This is a genomic window from Corynebacterium sp. HMSC074A09 (assembly GCF_001811545.1).
In the GTDB taxonomy this organism is placed as follows: Bacteria; Actinomycetota; Actinomycetes; order Mycobacteriales; family Mycobacteriaceae; genus Corynebacterium; species Corynebacterium hiratae.
Genome location: NZ_KV805124.1, coordinates 104012 through 119440, shown reverse-complemented (window position 1 = coordinate 119440; position 15429 = coordinate 104012). Strand labels below are relative to the sequence as shown.

The 15429-nt window shown below is 62.7% G+C and carries 13 protein-coding genes; 7 read left to right on the top strand and 6 right to left on the bottom strand.

Annotated elements, in window-relative coordinates:
- Window positions 1-90 precede the first annotated feature (90 nt).
- Genes HMPREF2807_RS02890 through HMPREF2807_RS02880 form a run of 3 tightly spaced genes read left to right on the top strand, consistent with a single transcriptional unit; the run spans window position 91 to window position 3050 of the window.
- Window positions 91-1239 carry a resuscitation-promoting factor gene (locus HMPREF2807_RS02890; RefSeq protein ID WP_046646941.1) on the top strand — a complete coding sequence of 383 codons (1149 nt, stop codon included), beginning with the start codon at window positions 91-93 and terminating at the stop codon, window positions 1237-1239.
- A gap of 33 nt (window positions 1240-1272) precedes the next feature.
- Window positions 1273-2115, top strand: a complete 843-nt coding sequence (gene rsmA, locus HMPREF2807_RS02885; protein WP_070510393.1) for a 16S rRNA (adenine(1518)-N(6)/adenine(1519)-N(6))-dimethyltransferase RsmA — start codon at window positions 1273-1275, stop codon at window positions 2113-2115.
- On the top strand, window positions 2112-3050 hold the full coding sequence (locus tag HMPREF2807_RS02880) for a 4-(cytidine 5'-diphospho)-2-C-methyl-D-erythritol kinase (protein ID WP_046646939.1): 939 nt from the start codon (window positions 2112-2114) through the stop codon (window positions 3048-3050). The genes rsmA and HMPREF2807_RS02880 overlap by 4 nt, the downstream gene beginning before the upstream one ends.
- Before the next feature lie 24 nt (window positions 3051-3074).
- On the opposite strand, the gene HMPREF2807_RS02875 is transcribed toward HMPREF2807_RS02880, so the two are convergent.
- Window positions 3075-4385, bottom strand: coding sequence for an NHL repeat-containing protein (locus HMPREF2807_RS02875; protein WP_070510391.1), 1311 nt, complete (start codon window positions 4383-4385; stop codon window positions 3075-3077).
- Between the two features lie 91 nt (window positions 4386-4476).
- Between HMPREF2807_RS02875 and HMPREF2807_RS02870 the strand changes: the two genes are divergently transcribed.
- Window positions 4477-6312 carry an ABC-F family ATP-binding cassette domain-containing protein gene (locus HMPREF2807_RS02870; RefSeq protein ID WP_070510389.1) on the top strand — a complete coding sequence of 612 codons (1836 nt, stop codon included), beginning with the start codon at window positions 4477-4479 and terminating at the stop codon, window positions 6310-6312.
- An 8-nt stretch (window positions 6313-6320) separates the two neighbouring features.
- Here the strand turns inward: HMPREF2807_RS02870 and HMPREF2807_RS02865 are convergent, their stop codons facing one another.
- Window positions 6321-7235, bottom strand: a complete 915-nt coding sequence (locus HMPREF2807_RS02865; RefSeq protein ID WP_046646938.1) for an AEC family transporter — start codon at window positions 7233-7235, stop codon at window positions 6321-6323.
- A 170-nt stretch (window positions 7236-7405) separates the two neighbouring features.
- Between HMPREF2807_RS02865 and HMPREF2807_RS02860 the strand changes: the two genes are divergently transcribed.
- Window positions 7406-7996: a hypothetical protein gene (locus tag HMPREF2807_RS02860; protein ID WP_070510387.1), complete on the top strand. Its 591-nt coding sequence runs from the start codon at window positions 7406-7408 to the stop codon at window positions 7994-7996.
- A 107-nt stretch (window positions 7997-8103) separates the two neighbouring features.
- Window positions 8104-8424, top strand: a complete 321-nt coding sequence (locus HMPREF2807_RS02855) for a putative quinol monooxygenase (RefSeq protein WP_070510385.1) — start codon at window positions 8104-8106, stop codon at window positions 8422-8424.
- Between the two features lie 260 nt (window positions 8425-8684).
- Here the strand turns inward: HMPREF2807_RS02855 and HMPREF2807_RS02850 are convergent, their stop codons facing one another.
- Together HMPREF2807_RS02850 and HMPREF2807_RS02845 are read right to left on the bottom strand one after the other, a co-directional pair.
- Window positions 8685-11039, bottom strand: a complete 2355-nt coding sequence (locus tag HMPREF2807_RS02850) for an acyltransferase family protein (protein ID WP_232751605.1) — start codon at window positions 11037-11039, stop codon at window positions 8685-8687.
- A gap of 95 nt (window positions 11040-11134) precedes the next feature.
- Window positions 11135-11932, bottom strand: coding sequence for an HAD family hydrolase (locus tag HMPREF2807_RS02845; protein WP_232751604.1), 798 nt, complete (start codon window positions 11930-11932; stop codon window positions 11135-11137).
- 97 nt (window positions 11933-12029) lie between these two features.
- Here HMPREF2807_RS02845 and HMPREF2807_RS02840 point away from each other — a divergent pair, with 97 nt between their 5' ends.
- Window positions 12030-13064, top strand: coding sequence for an enoyl-CoA hydratase/isomerase family protein (locus HMPREF2807_RS02840; RefSeq protein ID WP_070510383.1), 1035 nt, complete (start codon window positions 12030-12032; stop codon window positions 13062-13064).
- Between the two features lie 39 nt (window positions 13065-13103).
- Here the strand turns inward: HMPREF2807_RS02840 and HMPREF2807_RS02835 are convergent, their stop codons facing one another.
- The gene (locus HMPREF2807_RS02835; RefSeq protein WP_070510382.1) at window positions 13104-14264 is read right to left on the bottom strand and encodes a DUF6882 domain-containing protein; all 1161 of its coding nucleotides are present in this window, start codon (window positions 14262-14264) and stop codon (window positions 13104-13106) included.
- 12 nt (window positions 14265-14276) lie between these two features.
- Window positions 14277-15425 (bottom strand): glycosyltransferase family 4 protein, encoded by a 1149-nt coding sequence (locus tag HMPREF2807_RS02830; protein ID WP_070510380.1) that lies wholly within the window; start codon window positions 15423-15425, stop codon window positions 14277-14279.
- Window positions 15426-15429 lie beyond the last annotated feature (4 nt).

Here is a 15429-nt window from a genome sequence, read left to right as displayed (position 1 = left end):
GCTGGCGTGCATTCGCACGCCACGTCAGGTGCTGAGGAGAGTTCAAAGACCTCTCTGGGCACGAAGCAATGCAGAGACGAGTAAAGGTTTATGTCCCCGAAGAAGCAGATCAAGCGAATCAACAACTCCCGCTCCCTGCCGCTGCGCATGGCCACCGGCGGTGTGCTCGGCACGTTGGCTGTGGGTGGTGTCGTTGCCGTCGGTTCTCAGAAGGACATCACGCTCGACATCAACGGTGAGACCACCCAGCTGGCTACCTTCGCCGGCGATGTTAACGCGGCTCTCGAGGCTGCAGGTGTGAGCGTTGGCGGGGAGGACGTTGTCTACCCGGCGCTTTCTGAGCAGGTCTCCGATGGTGACTCGATTACCGTTCGCACCGCCAAGCCGGTTGCGGTGACCATCGATGGCGTGGAGACGAAGATGTCCTCCACTGACCTCACCGTGTCTGACCTGCTGGGCGGCCTCGACGGCATCGTCCCAGGCGCTGCTATCACCTCCGGTTCCAAGACCGTCGAGGATGATGAGGTTCTGACTGAGGGAATGAACCTTGAGGTGGTATCCCCGAAGATTATTAAGCTCTCTGACGGTGGCTCTGTGTCCTACGCCAGCGTTGCGGCTAAGACCGTGAAGGACGTGCTAGAAGCCCGCGGTATCACCGTGGGCAAGGATGACCGCGTGTCGCCGGACCTTGACGCTCCCGTCAAGGCCGGCACGGCCATCACCGTGGACCGCGTGGACATCTCCGAAGAGGAGAAGACGGAGGACTTCGACGCACCAGCTACCTACGTTGATGACCCGGAGCTGGAAGAAGGCACTGAGGAAGTCCGCGAGGAGGGCACCCCAGGCTCGCGCACCGTGACCCGCAAGATTGTGAAGGTCAACGGTGCGGAAGAGTCCAACGACATCATCAAGGAAGACGTGCGCACCGAGGCCGTCGCCGCAGTCATCGCGCGCGGTACCAAGCCGAAGTCCACCGCACCGGCCGTTGCTGAGGGCTCCGTATGGGATGCCTTGGCACAGTGTGAGGCCACCGGTAACTGGTCCATCAACACCGGTAACGGTTTCTCCGGCGGCCTGCAGTTCACCCCGTCGACCTGGGCTGCCTTTGGCGGCACCGAGTACGCCCCGCAGGCCTGGCAGGCCTCCCGCGAGCAGCAGATCGCCGTGGCCCAGAAGGTTCAGGCCGCACAGGGCTGGGGCGCATGGCCCGCCTGCACCTCGAAGCTCGGCCTGCGCTAAAGCTTCAGCGCCCTGCGTATTAGTCTGGATGACATGACACAACCCCACTTGCTGGGCCCGGTGGAGATCCGCGAGCTCGCCGCTGAGCTCGACGTGACGCCGACAAAGAAGCTGGGCCAGAACTTTCTGCATGATCCCAACACCATCCGGCGCATCGTGGCTGCCGCGGACCTGCAACCGGAGGACCGCGTGGTGGAGGTCGGCCCTGGTTTGGGTTCGCTGACCTTGGGACTACTGGGTGAAGTCGAGCACGTGACGGCCGTGGAGATTGACCCGCGCCTGGCAGGCAAGCTCCCAGATACCGTGGCGGCGCGGGCAGCCAACTTTGCGGATCGCCTCACCGTGGTGGAGAAGGACGCACTCACCGTTGAGGCAGGGGAGTTGGGGGAGCCGACCGCCTTGGTAGCTAACTTGCCCTATAACGTGGCGGTGCCGGTGCTGCTCCACCTGCTGGAGGTCTATCCATCCATTCGTCGTGTCCTGGTCATGGTGCAGCTGGAAGTAGCTGAGCGCCTCGCCGCCGCGCCAGGCAGCAAGGTCTATGGCATCCCCAGCGTGAAAGCATCCTTCTATGGACCGGTTCGCCAGGCCGGCACGATTGGCAAGAACGTGTTTTGGCCGGCACCCAAGATTGAGTCAGGGTTGGTGCGCATCGATTGCACCCGCCCCTTCGACGAGACACTACGGCCGCGGCTCTTTGCGCTGATCGACGCCGCCTTTGCCCAACGCCGCAAGACACTTCGCGCCGCCCTGGCAGGTTTCTATGGTTCCGCCGCAACAGCCGAGGAAGCGCTGCGCGCGGCGGACATCGATCCGCGCCTGCGCGGTGAGAAGCTGGGCGTGGAGGACTTCGTCCGATTGGCGGAAGTCTCATGAGTAGGACAGGAGACGACTCCCCGCAGATCTGGCAGGCGCGCGCCCACGCCAAGGTTAACCTGCACCTGGGGGTGGGGGAGGCCCGCGCGGATGGTTTCCATGAGCTGGCTACGGTCTTCCAGTCCCTCGACGTGCATGACCGCATTAGCTACCGCTGGGGCGAGGAAAGCAGCGTGGTGGTCACCGGCAACCACGCGAAGGGTGTGCCGGCGTCAACCGAGAATCTGGCGTGGCGCGCGGTAGAGCTGGTGGCTCACAACCTCATGTTGCCAGCTGCCGGCACGCTCACGATGGAAAAGAACATCCCCGCCGCCGGGGGCATGGCCGGTGGCTCCGCTGATGCCGCGGCCGCCTTGCTTTTGGCCAACCAAGCTTTGAGCACCGAATTCGGCCGTGAAGCCCTCAGCATGGAGAAGCTCTACGAACTCGCCGCGGAACTGGGCTCCGACGTGCCTTTTACCCTCATGGGCGGCACCGCCTTGGGGCGCGGGCGCGGCGAACTCTTGACCCCGATGCTCTCGCGCGGGCGCTATATCTGGGCAATCATCACCAATGCGGAGGGTTTGTCCACACCCACTGTCTTCCGCAAGCTGGATGAGCTGCGCGCTGCCGGCCGTGGAAGCACACCGCACTTGGACACGGAAGCCGTGGGCCAAGCCCTCGTCGGCGGCAACCCCCACGAGCTTGCCGCGGTGATGCACAATGACCTCCAGCCGGCAGCACTCTCTTTGCGTCCGGACTTACGCAAGATTCTCGACACCGGTGAGGCCGCCGGCGCCCTCAAGGGCATCGTTTCCGGGTCTGGGCCTACCTGTGCCTTCCTCTGCGAGGACGAGGAGACCGCACAGGAAGTGGTGGCCCAGGTCTGCGCCGATAACCGCGGAACCCGTGGCCTGGTGACCGCAGGCCCCGCAACCGGAGCAACGCTGGTCTAGCGCCAGCGCTGTAGGTAGCGGTCCTTAGAGGACGGCCATCTCCACGGGCTTGAAGTCGAGCTTGTAGCGCTGCGGCTCCTGGTCACCGAGGAGGTCAAGGACCACCAGTTCTTGCTTGTTCGCATCGGTGACGTAGGCATAGCCGTTTGCCGCCTTGAGGATCGGACCCGGCTGCTGCCACTCCTCGTTTTCCTTCCACGGGGAGATAGCGTCAATCTTCTTTGTTACCTCGCCGGAATCCGGGTCGATGACGTTGAGCTTGCCGTCGGTCGTGAGGACTAAGGCCTCGCCCAGGGGACCGCGGGCCAACGAGCGGAACCAATAGGATTCGCCCAGTTCAACCTTCTTGGCAGAGTAGTCCTCCGTATTGATGAGGGTCACTGAGGTGGGACGCTCGAAGTCGACATCCTTGTCGGTCTTGTTGTCTGCCAAGATGATGTTGGATTCCTCCGAACCCGCAGAATTGCCGGAGCGCTGGTATCCGTCCTTGCCCGCGTAAGCGGAGACGTCGATCTTGTGGAATTCGGTGCCGTCGAAGACGACGGGCCCATCCTCGCAGCCGAAGAAAAGGGAACCGTTGCCGGCGGCAGCTTCGCCGTGGACGCCAGGACACTCAGTGGTTTCCGCAAGGACCTTGCCGGACTTGTCGAGGTGCTGGATGGTGTGGCGCTCGTCTTCCGTGCCCTTCGTGGTGACCACGGAGCCGTCTTTCAGCGGGACGGCCACACCGTGGTGCGCAGCGCCTGTCTCGACGGTGTTGACGGGCTTGGCGTCTTCCTTGCCGATGTCCTCGGTCTTGTAAATCCGTGCCACACCATCGCCGTCGGAGAAGAGCGCGGTAAAGCCGTCGTGGTGAACCACGTGACCGGCGTGCGGTGCGTCGATGGCTGCGCTGAGAAGCTGCGGCTGCGCCGCGTAGTAGTGCTTGTGGTCGCCGTGGGGCTTGGTGATGCGCCCCGTGTCGAAGGTGAGGAAGCTATCGCCCTTGGTCACCATGATGTGGCGGTTATCGCCGGCATCGCTTAGACGGAGGAATGCTTTCAGATCTTCGCTCTCGATGACCTCACCGGTTTCGCCGTCGAGCGTGGTGAGGCCGTTTTTGTGGGAAAGAAGGATACGGTTTGGCAGCTCAGCTACCTCAGTCTCACCTTCCGCGGCTTCGAAGCCGTCATGGCTGTGCTCCCCATCATGGTCATCGTCGTGCTCGGCATGCGCGTGGGAGGCTTCAGCGCTGGAGGGCGACGTGGATTCCTCGCTGTCAGGGGAGGAGCAAGCGGACATGGTGAGGATCGTGGCGGAAAGTGCGGCGCACAGGGCGAGACGTTCTTTTTTCATAGTGCGCCAGAGTATTGGAAGTGAAAATCAATAGCAATAAAGGTAATGGTGCGGGGGTAACCGCGCCGAGGCACTAAGATGAACACTCGATATGGCGAACCTCATTAACCTTGAAAACGTAACCAAGTCCTTTGGGCTTAAGACCCTGCTGGACGGGGTCTCCCTCGGCGTGCAAACCGGTGATCGCATCGGCATCGTCGGCGTCAACGGCGGCGGCAAAACGACGCTGCTGGAAGTTCTCACCGGTATCGAATCCCCAGACTCGGGCCGCGTGTCCCACAACTCGGAATTGCGCATGGCGGTGGTGACCCAGCGCTTTGAATTAGAAGAATCGCTCACCATCGCCCAAGCCATCATTGAGCCGTTGGGCTTGGAGACTTTCGAGTGGGCATCCAACGCGAAGGTGCGCGATGTCCTCGGCGGCCTCGGCATTGTTGACCTAGGGCTAGACACCCCTGTGGGCTCGCTCTCCGGTGGTGAGCGCCGCCGCGTCAACCTGGCTGCCGCACTCGTTCAAGACCTCGACATCGTGGTGCTCGATGAGCCGACCAACCACCTCGACGTCGAAGGTGTGCAATGGCTGGCCAGCCACCTGCTTTCGCGCAAGCTAGCGGTCGTCGTCGTCACGCACGACCGCTGGTTCCTCGACACCGTGGCCACCACTACCTGGGAGGTGCACGACGGTGTCGTCGATGCCTACGAGGGTGGCTATAACGACTGGACCTTTGCCCGCGCCGAGCGCGCCCGCCAAGCCGATGCTATTGAGCAGCGCCGGCAGAACTTGGCCCGCAAGGAGCTGGCGTGGCTGCGTCGCGGAGCGCCGGCGCGTACCTCGAAGCCGCGCTATCGCATCGAGGCAGCCGAGGCACTCATCGCCGACGTCCCCGCACCGCGCGACAAGGTCGAGCTCATGGCCTTTTCCAAGCAGCGCCAGGGACGAGTCGTCATTGAGCTCGAGGACGCAAAGGTCACAACCCCGGACGGTCGCACGCTCGTGGATCACCTCACCTGGCGCTTGGCGCCGGGCGAGCGCATCGGCCTCGTTGGTGTTAACGGTTCGGGCAAGACCACGCTGCTGCGCGCCCTTGCTGGTGAAGTCGAGCTTGCCGCTGGCAAGCGCATCGAGGGCAAGACGGTGCGCCTGGGCTGGCTGCGCCAGGAGCTCGATGATCTGGATCCGGAGCGCCGGCTTCTCGACGCCGTCGAAGACGTCGCCACCTACGTTCACCTAGGAAAGAAGGAACTGTCCGCGTCCCAGCTCGCGGAGCGCCTGGGTTTTTCCGCCAAGCGCCAGCGCACGCCGGTCGGCGACCTCTCCGGCGGTGAGCGCCGCCGTCTGCAGCTGACCCGCGTGCTTATGGCGGAGCCAAACGTGCTGCTTCTCGACGAGCCCACGAACGACCTCGACATCGATACTCTCCAGGAGCTGGAGTCTCTTCTGGACTCGTGGCCGGGCACCTTGGTGGTCATCTCGCACGACCGCTACCTCATCGAGCGCATCGCGGATAACACCTATGCGCTGTTTGGGGATGGCAAGCTCACCAACCTGCCGGGCGGAATCGAGGAATACCTGCGCCGCCGTCAGGAGATGGAGGCCGCCACCGCCCGCGGCGTCCTTGATTTAGGAGAAGCCTCCAAGAACTCTGACGAGCAGAGCGCGGATGCCGCCCCGGCCAAGCGGTTGAGCTCCCAGGAAGAGCGCGAGCTGACCAAGAAGATGAATGCGCTGGAGCGCAAGATGGGCAAGCTCGACGATAAGACGGCGAAGCTGAACGAAAAGATGGCGGTGGCTGCAGAGAAGATGTCCTCCGGTGAGGGGGACAGCGGTGAGCTAGCGAAGCTCGACTCCGAGCTCAAGGCCATTGCCTCTGAGCGCGAAGAGCTAGAAATGGAATGGCTGGAGTTGGGGGAGAAGCTCGAGGGGTAGGCCCAGCCCTACCCGAAGAGAGCCGCGATGCCCAGCATCGCCGGCAGCGAGAGGAAGGTGGTGAGGAAGACCGTATCGCGCGCCACCGTTTCTCCCGACTGGTAGGTCGCGGCATAGTTGTAGACGTTCTGTGCGGTCGGAAGCGCGGCCAAGATCAGCGCTGTGTAGAGCTCGTTGCCGCTCAGCCCCAACGCCAAGCCGGCCGCCAGCGCAATCGCCGGCATAGCAATGAGCTTGAGAACCGTGGCGGTAATCGTCGGCAGGCGGTCAACGGCTAACAGCCCGTCGCCGGTGAGTGAGGCGCCAAAGCTCATCAGGATCATCGGGATGGAGGCACCACCAAGGATCTCGAGCGGAGCCATAATGACGTCGGGGACGTGCCAGCCTGCGGCGGACACGATGAAGCCGGCGATCGCCGCGATGACCACTGGGGCTGTCAACCCTGAGACCACGGAACTTAAAATCGAACGCAGGCTTGTTCCCTGGGCGTTGAGGCCGGCAATGATGAAGGGCGAGAGGACTGCCATTTGCAGCACGAGCGCTGGCACCACAAAGGTGGCATCACCGATGACATAGGTGGCGATGGGCAGCCCGATGTTGACCGAGTTGTAGTAACTGGCCGCGGCCGCGCCGGCCATGGTTTCCGCTCCGCTACGCCGGAAGAATAACGCGCTCAGCACCCAATACAAGGCCATCGTGGCGACCGAAGCTATCGCGATGACGGCGACAACCGGCGAGGCAAAGGCCGAGGTGTCAGAGGTGGCCACGCTGGAAAAGATCAGCGCTGGGGTCGCCGCCCAGAACGCCGTGCGATTGAACTGCAGGCGCGCCTCACCTTCGCCGATAACGCCGCGCCGAGCCATGATGAAGCCCACGCCGATAACCACAAAAATGATGGCGAAACCGGTTAAGACGTCCAGCAACAGTGATCACCTTTCGGATACTCGTTAAAAAATCCATACTAAAGCCAGCCTTGGCTATTCTTCCATGCCGGCATGCAGCCACCGGCAAGTGATAACAAAGTGGTATCGAAAATCCCACATGAGCGGGAAGTCTTTTTCCGCCGAAGCATTTTTGTGGCACGGTGGAAGGCATGAATTCTTTCCGTCGTGTTTCCCGCATGTCCGCCACCGCCGCCGTGGCAGCTACCCTCACCACTGCTCTGTCGGTGTCCGCTGCCCAGGCCGCCCCGGTTAACTCCTCTTCCGCACAGCTGCAGGACGTAAACCAGCTGTCTTCCCAGGCCGTTGAGCAGGTCAACTCTTTAGAGATCGAGCTGCCTGCGCAGGCCTATGACCTGGCGAAGCAGTTTAACGTCCAGTTGCCGGGCTTCATTAAGAAGCCGACCCCGGCCGTCGCCGGCGAACTCGTTGGTGCTACCCACGCCCACCTGCTCAAGCAGGGCCACCACGAGGATGCCAACGCCAAGAACATCGCGCAGGAGTGGGCAAACCAGGCAGCAGCTGGCAAGGTCACCTTCCACGACAATGCAGGCGATGGGCTGACCCACCTGGAGGAGGGCAGCGGCAACATTTACAAGCTCACCGAATCTGAGGCCAAGGAGCGCGTGGACTGGCTCAACCGCGACGTGCCCGTGACCAAGACGGATGGCACCGGCTTCGGCGTCGCCCAAGCTTTTGACGGAACCTACGTCTATGTGGCGGAGTACTTCTTCAACAAATAATCCTCCCGAGAGGCTCTTTTTAAGGCCCTGCTGGAATTGGGCTAGCTCAGTTCAGCCATTGGCGGGGCCTTCTGCACGTTTTCGTGGAGAAGGTTACAGTGGGGCCCATGATTTTGATCAACGTACAGTTCCACGTCAAGCCCGAGTATGCCGAGACCTTCCTCGACGAGATCGACTGGTACACCAAGGCCTGCCAGGCTGAGCCCGGCTGTATCGATTTCAAGTGGTTCCGCGATCCGGAAGACAAGCAGCGCTTCCTGCTCCTCGAGTCCTACAAGGACGGCACCGACGTTGACCACGTCAACACCGAGCACTTCAAGCGCTCCTGCGAGGAGCTCCCGAAGTACCTGGTGGAGACGCCGGACATCATCAACACTCACATCGATGGAAAGACCAATTGGGATAAGATGGCTGAATTCTCCGTATAGGAGAGTGAGCAGCTTGGCTTCCAGTAAGAAGGAAGCACACAAGTAACGGCGAAGCGAGAACGGCCGGGGAGGCACATCCCCGGCCGTTTTCTATGTGCTCAGACCTAGAGGCGAATCACGTCAACTGCCCGAGTTGCCAAAACATGTGCTCCCGCCGCAGGATCTGGCCAGAACTTTGTCAACTTTGGCAGTGCTGCTGGGACAATGCTGCTAGCGCACTGCCCTGATTGGAGAGCAGCTGACTCGAGAGCGGCCGAAGGCTAGAGCGAGCAGGCCGTGGTGCTGGACTTGTCCCCGTTGGCGTACTGCTCGAGGGCGTCGGAAAGCGCCTGCACATACAGCGCTGCGCCCTCGGCCTGTGGGTGCACGCCGTCGTCGTAGAGCAACGCCGGGTTCTCTTGGGCCATGCCGCACCAGTCGGCCACGTAGACGTTGTCGTGCTCCTTTGCGGCCTCGATAATCTCTGCGCGCGCCTGACCCATCCAGTCGCGCTCGCCGTAGGGCACGACGAGGATAACCGTGCGATCGGAACCGAGGATGGTGAGGAGCTCGTCCATCTCGCCGTCCGCAGCCGGCCCGTTCGTTCCCAGCCCCACAAAGACGGTGGAACGTAGCTGTTCAGAGTCCTTCAGCTGTCGAATCGCAGGAATCGCCTCCCCATACTGGCGGGAAACCGCCGCATCGATGAGGATTCCGGGGAAGCGCTCGTTGAGGGCTTCGGAAGCAGCAAGCATGACCGAATCACCCACCGCGTTGATCTCCGTGCCCGCAGGTAGCGCCCGCTTCTCCTTCGGCTTCGTGGTTTCTGTCGGTGTTGCCGGGGCCGATGCCGCTGCCTGCTCGTTGGCTTGGGACATGCGCTCCAATTCTCGCTCCAGCTCGGTCTGGTCCTGTGACGTGACCAGCCCATAGGCCACGCCCAGCGCGGAGAAGATCACCATGGCGGGCACGGCAGGCCACATGGCCTTGCCGAACCCTTCCTTCATCTCTCCCACAGTGGGGCGCGAAGCCCAGTAAGTGCGCCACGTGGCGACATATCCGGCGCGGCGGAAGGGGTTCTCAACGAACTGATACGTCACCTCAGCCAGCAGGCAGGACACGGGAAGCGCGAGTAGTCCCAGCAGCCACGCCGGGGCATCAGACAGCTCGCGGAGGATCATCACCACCGGCCAATGCCACAGGTACAGCGAGAAGGAACGCTGGCCCAGCCACCGCATCACCCGGGTGCGGAAGAGCCATGTGAGCGGTCCGGTCTCACGCACCACGCCCCAGATCATTGCCGCGCCGAGGAGGCTGGTGAGGACCAGGCCGCCGCGGTAGGTGAATTCAAGGTCCGCGCCCATCCACACCAGCTGCGTCAGGTATCCGATTAAGGCAAAGGACCCGATGGTGCCGGCGATAACGCCTGTGCTTGTCGACGCCCATGAGTCCGCCTTCGCCTCCTTCGACGTCGAGGTGAGTAGAAGGGATAACAGCGCACCGATGAGGAGGCCGAAGGCATGGGTATCGGTGCCGTAGTAGACACGGGTGGGGTCTTCGCCCGGAGTGAACAGCAGCGCCATCGCGGCAGCGGAGGCGGCTGCGAGGACGAGAGAGAGCGCGATGGGCAGGCGCTTGGGTTGGCGTCGCGACAGCGCGAAAGCGCCAAACATGAGCAGAGGCCACAGGAGGTAGAACTGCTCCTCAACCGCCAGGGACCAATAGTGGGCGAAGACTTGCACCTCATTGGGCGCAAAATAGGTCTGGCTGGTGGCGATCTGGGTCCAGTTGTTGACGAAGAAGAAGGTACCCAAGAACTGTTCGCGGATCCCCACAGCGAGGTCCCCGCCGATCATTGCGACGAGGGCCGTGCACAGGCATAAGACAACGAGTGCAGCCGGAAGGATGCGCCGGAAGCGCCGGATCCAGAAATCGGTGAGACTGATGCGCCCGGTCACGGCGAACTCGCGCACGAGCAGCGAGGTGATAAGGAAGCCGGAGAGGACAAAGAACATATCCACGCCGAGGTATCCGCCGGGGAGCAGATCCCCGAAGAAGTGGTAGATCACCACAGCCAAGACCGCGAGACCGCGCAGCCCATCCAAACCAGGTACCGGGCGCAGGCGCGCGCGACGCTGGCGCGTGACGGTGGCAGATTCCTTTGGCACCGCTGGAGTGTCAGCGCCCTTCGTGTTGTCCTGTCGCGCGGCTTGGCGCTGTTCCCGGGAGGGGCGTGGTGTTTTGAGCTGCTTGCTCGTCGGTGTGCCGACGGGCTGCGAGCGCCGCGCCAAGGCGCGCGATATCTCATTCTCAGGCCGTGGTTCGGGGGAACTCTCGGCGGGTGTGGGCTGAGCTGGGGGCTGCGAAGCGGCCTTGGCGATCCGCTCGACAGGCTGAGCCGGACGGGGCTGTTCGTCGCACTGCGGCCGGGTAGATTGAATACGCTGTGGCCGCGTAGCGCGCGGGAGCGGGCGGCGGCGCGGCGAGGGGGTTTCCTCGGCGGCCTCGCGGGCTTTGTGCAGCTTGGCCTTGCGCACAGCGGATGCCTTGGGGAGGGACCCCGGGTCCAGCTCAAGGGAGGTGTCCGTGGCCCGACGAGGGACACGGGGCCCAGGGGATCGCAGGAACTTCTTCACTGAACACTCCACACGTAAGGGATCGGGGGTCTAGGGAACCGGGGTAATCCTACTCGGGTGGTGGCAGAGAATCGGGAAGGTTTCCTGGGAGCGTGTTAGGTGCGCAGAAGCTGGCGCAGCACCGTGCTCACACCATTGTCGGTATTGGCAGGCGCGATAATATCCGCTATTTCCTTCAGCTTCGGATGCGCGTTGTCCATGGCGATAGCCGTCCCAGCGGCGCGCAGCATTTCGAGGTCATTGAGGTAGTCACCGAAGGCCACGGTGGCGGTGATTGGAACGTTGGCAAGTTCAGCGAGCTTGAGCAAGGCTGTGCCTTTATCCACGCCGCGGGCCATGACATCGAGCCAGACCTTGCCCGATACCGCCACGTTGTCCTCCGGTACGGCACGACGAATCGGCTCGTAGAGGTGAGCCTCGGAACCGGATTCGCAGAAGATGGCGATCTTGATGATGTCGCTATTGGGGACGTCGTCCAAGTCGTCGACCCACGTGACCGCCTTGTAATACTTGGAAATCTCCGCGCGTGCTGCCTGCGTGACATCCCGCGCCACGTAGGCGGTCTCCGGAGAACAGAGAACGACGGTGTGCGCCTCGCTGATGGCGGCTGCGGCCTCGCGCGCGGCGCGCACGGTTTCTTCCTGCAGCGGGAAGGTGGCGATGATCTCGCTGCTGCGCAAAATCACCGAGCCGTTCTCGGCAATGAATGTGCCACCCTTTGGGAACATGTCTTGTAGGGTGGCCAGCTGGCGTCCCGAGGCCGGAACCAGCTCGCAGCCGCGGGCAGTGGCGAGCTCCTCAAGCTCTGAAAAGTCTGCGGGCAGCTGACCGTGGGCATCGAGGAGGGTGCCGTCCATGTCAAGAGCAACAAGCTGTGGGAGCAAGAAATTCACACCAATCTGAAGGTTGGGTTTAGAAGCAGGGGTCGATGTTAAAACCAGCCTCAAAAACAGGTGGCTGAAACATGTGTGATATGGAACACTGGTGCGCATGACTACGACTGATCCAGTACTCGTTTCCGTCCGCAACCATACCGGAGTCCTCGAACTCAATCGGCCGAAGGCCCTGAACTCGTTGACCCCGGACATGATCGATATCATCCGCCGCTCCCTCGAAACGTGGGCGCAGGACGATGAGATTGAGCAGGTCCTGATTTACTCCAATAGCCCTAAGGCATTTTGCGCGGGCGGCGATGTGCGCCACGCGCGGGAGGGAATCGCGGAAGGCAAGCTGGAGGAGGTCGATGCCTTCTTCGCCAGCGAGTACCTCACTAACGGTGATATCGCAGAGTTCCCGAAGCCCTATATCGCCGTCATCGACGGTGTTGTCATGGGCGGTGGATTGGGCATTTCTCTGCACGGCTCGCACCGCGTGGTGACGGAAAAGGCCTTCGCCTCGATGCCGGAGATGAACATCGGCTATGTCACCGACGTCGGTGTGGCCTATGCGGCCCAGCGCATGGTGGGCACCCGCGGTATCGCCTCACCGGGCTTGGCCAAGTTCTGGGGTCTTAGTGGATACCGCATGTATGCCGCAGACATGTTGTGGACTGGCGTGGCAACCCACGTTGTCAAGGATGCACACGAGCTGATTGAGGCCGCCATTGAGCGCGGTATTGATGCCGCGCTGGAGGACCTCGCCCTGCCCGCACCCGAAGAGCCCGCCCCGCTGGAGCAGGTGGCCAAGGACCTGGAGGAGACGTTTGCCCTGCCAACGTGGGAGGAAATCTCCGCGGAGCTGGACAAGCGCCCGCTCATTGCCGGTGAGGTCCGCCGCCTTATGGCAGGGGCGTGCCCAGCTGCCATTATCGCGGCTAACGAGCTTTATGAGGCAGAGGCCGGTGTCGACGACATTCGCGAGGCCCTCCTTTTGGAACTCAAGCTGGGCATGCACATGTACCGCCGTCCCGACTTTTCTGAGGGCGTGCGCGCGGTACTAGTGGACAAGACCCAGGACGCAGCGTTTAACCCGGCCACCACAGAGGAGGTTGACGTCGAGGAGTTCCGCGCCGTGCTGAACTCCTAACGCTCCCAGCCGCTCACGCACTCAGCGCTGTCCGAGCACTTATAGGGGGCGCGCCCGGTGGTAGGCAGCGCGCGCCCGCTGCTCGTCCACGCCTGCCGGCACCGCAACGTTGAGGGTGGCTTGCGTGGCCGCCGGAGTCGGTGCGGGGAGGTGGAACGCGGGGGCATCGGACAGCGCGAGGCCTTGGCGGCCGTCGGGAAGCTGCACTGGCAGCAAGGTCCACAGGCCCAGAACTGGCATGGCCAGCTGTGGCAAGCGTGCAGAGCGTGCCTCAGTGATGGACACGCGGGCCCGAATCAACTCGGGGATAGCCTGGTCATATCCGAAGCGGCGCAGGTTCGCCGCTGCTTGGGCGGACATGGAGCTGGACAGCTCATCTGCCCAGGCCCAGGTGAAGGCGTTCGTGGAGGCGTCGATCGTCGCGATGAGGTGCGCGGGCACCGTGAGCGAGCCGTAATCGGAGTTCACCACGGTCCGCGACGTAACAGGATCAAGGTCCGCCCACAGGTTGGGGAAGCGGGCCTCCAAGAAGAAGTTGTGCTCGGTGGCGAGGAAGTGGGCGTCGGCCAACACTTCGCGCGCGCTGAGCCCAACGCGGCCCGGGGCCTGGGGGAGAGCCACGATCCGGGAGCCGTGGAAAAGCGCGAGATTTTCCGCGTGGCTCTGCGGAATGCCCAGGTAGGCGAACAACTCGCCGGTGGCTAGGCGCTCGTCGACGCCACCGGTGACGTCCCCTGAGTGCTCAATTCCGGCCAGGATGCTCACCCGAGGATCCGGGTTAATCTCCGCGAAATCGACGGCGACCAATGCTTCGCCATCGCCCTGTGGGACGCGGACAACGGGCCGGTCGCCCACCAGCCGTCGTGCCAAGCCGCGCAGCAGGGCAGAGTCAGGTTGCGGCCCGTGGAATTCCGGCTGCGGTGCGTGCTCTGCCATGCCGGTGGTCCAGCGCAGCTCCCCGTTGTGGATGGTGGCAAGACGCAGTCCATCGAAATCATAGACCCCGGAATCAGTGCTAAAACGCACGACGGCGCGCTGATCCAGGTCTGGCTGCCCTTCCTCCGAGGTTGCTGATGCGGAATCGGTGGGAATGAAATTCACCTCGACGTCGCGAACGACGCCCAGGCGTGAGGCAAACGTGGAGTCGATGCCGGCTTGGATAAAGGCGCCAGCGGAGTACAGGTTCTGGGCTGAATCCATGGGTCTCCTTGACTAGTTTGTATTCCTGCGGAAGGGGTGCTCGATGGCCTCCTCGTAGGCCTGAAGGAGGGCTTGGGTGGATTCTACCCAGGAATGTTTTTCAGCTTCGCGGCGGGCGGCCTGTCCCATCTGCGCCCGGCGGGAGGAATCACGGAGGAGGCTGAGAGCGGCGCGGGCCCACGCGGTGTCGTCAGCGTCGGGCTCGATGAGATGTCCTGTGACGCCTTCTTCGATAACGAAGGGGATGCCGCCGGCATTCGTGCCGATGACCGGAACCCCAGAGGCGAAGGACTCGAGAGCCACGAGTCCCAGGGTCTCCGTGGCGGAGGGGAAGAGGAAAACATCCCCCACGGCGAAGGCGGCGGCGAGCTCCTCGCCGGAGAGGTAGCCAGTGAATACGGTGTGCGCAGGATTGAAGCTGGACTTGAGCTCCTCCAAGGCGGGGCCATCGCCAACGATGGCCAGGCGGGCGTCGCTAAGCTGTGCCCTCACCAGTTCCATCACGTTATCGAGGCGTTCCAAGTCCTTCTCCTTGGAGACGCGGCCGATATAGGTCACCAGCGGGGAATCCGGGTTACCGTCGGTCAGGCGCTCGCGCATCTGTTCCGTGGCGCGACTGGGGTGATAGGTCTGCGTATCAACAGCCTTGGGCCACAGCTGCACGTTGCGGATCCCCATCATCCGAGCCTTATCCACCATGGGGCCGGAGGTGCACAGGTTCACCGCAGCCTGGTTGTGCAGGTACTTCAGCGCGGCTTCGGTCAGCGGCCTAGTCCACCCAATCCCCAACGCTTCAACGTACTCGGGGACATTGGTGTGGAAGCTGGCCACCAGCGGTACGGCATCGCGCTGCGCGGCAAAGACGCCGAGGGCCGCGGTCCAAATGGGATTGACCGCGTGGATGACATCGGGATCGAAATCCCGGATCTCCTTGAAGAATTTCCACGAGGGCAAACCGAATTTAATCTCCGGGTAGACCCACAGCGACAAACTGGGGATGCGGGTGACCTCGAAGCCAGCATAGGTGTCAGGGGCCTTGCCTGTGGCAAAAATCCGCACCTCATGGCCCATCGCGGACAGCTGGTCCAGAGTGCGCGTCAGGCGCGTGACCACGCCGTCGATCTTGGGCAGGAAGACCTCGGTAACGATAGCGATGCGCACGAAG

Bases quoted from the DNA above. Each gene is read 5' to 3' on its own strand.
- HMPREF2807_RS02890 (WP_046646941.1), top strand. From the start codon at position 91: ATGTCCCCGAAGAAGCAGATCAAGCGAATCAACAACTCCCGCTCCCTG.
- rsmA (WP_070510393.1), top strand. From the start codon at position 1,273: ATGACACAACCCCACTTGCTGGGCCCGGTGGAGATCCGCGAGCTCGCC.
- HMPREF2807_RS02880 (WP_046646939.1), top strand. From the start codon at position 2,112: ATGAGTAGGACAGGAGACGACTCCCCGCAGATCTGGCAGGCGCGCGCC.
- HMPREF2807_RS02875 (WP_070510391.1), bottom strand. From the start codon at position 4,385: ATGAAAAAAGAACGTCTCGCCCTGTGCGCCGCACTTTCCGCCACGATC.
- HMPREF2807_RS02870 (WP_070510389.1), top strand. From the start codon at position 4,477: ATGGCGAACCTCATTAACCTTGAAAACGTAACCAAGTCCTTTGGGCTT.
- HMPREF2807_RS02860 (WP_070510387.1), top strand. From the start codon at position 7,406: ATGAATTCTTTCCGTCGTGTTTCCCGCATGTCCGCCACCGCCGCCGTG.
- HMPREF2807_RS02855 (WP_070510385.1), top strand. From the start codon at position 8,104: ATGATTTTGATCAACGTACAGTTCCACGTCAAGCCCGAGTATGCCGAG.
- HMPREF2807_RS02840 (WP_070510383.1), top strand. From the start codon at position 12,030: ATGACTACGACTGATCCAGTACTCGTTTCCGTCCGCAACCATACCGGA.
- HMPREF2807_RS02835 (WP_070510382.1), bottom strand. From the start codon at position 14,264: ATGGATTCAGCCCAGAACCTGTACTCCGCTGGCGCCTTTATCCAAGCC.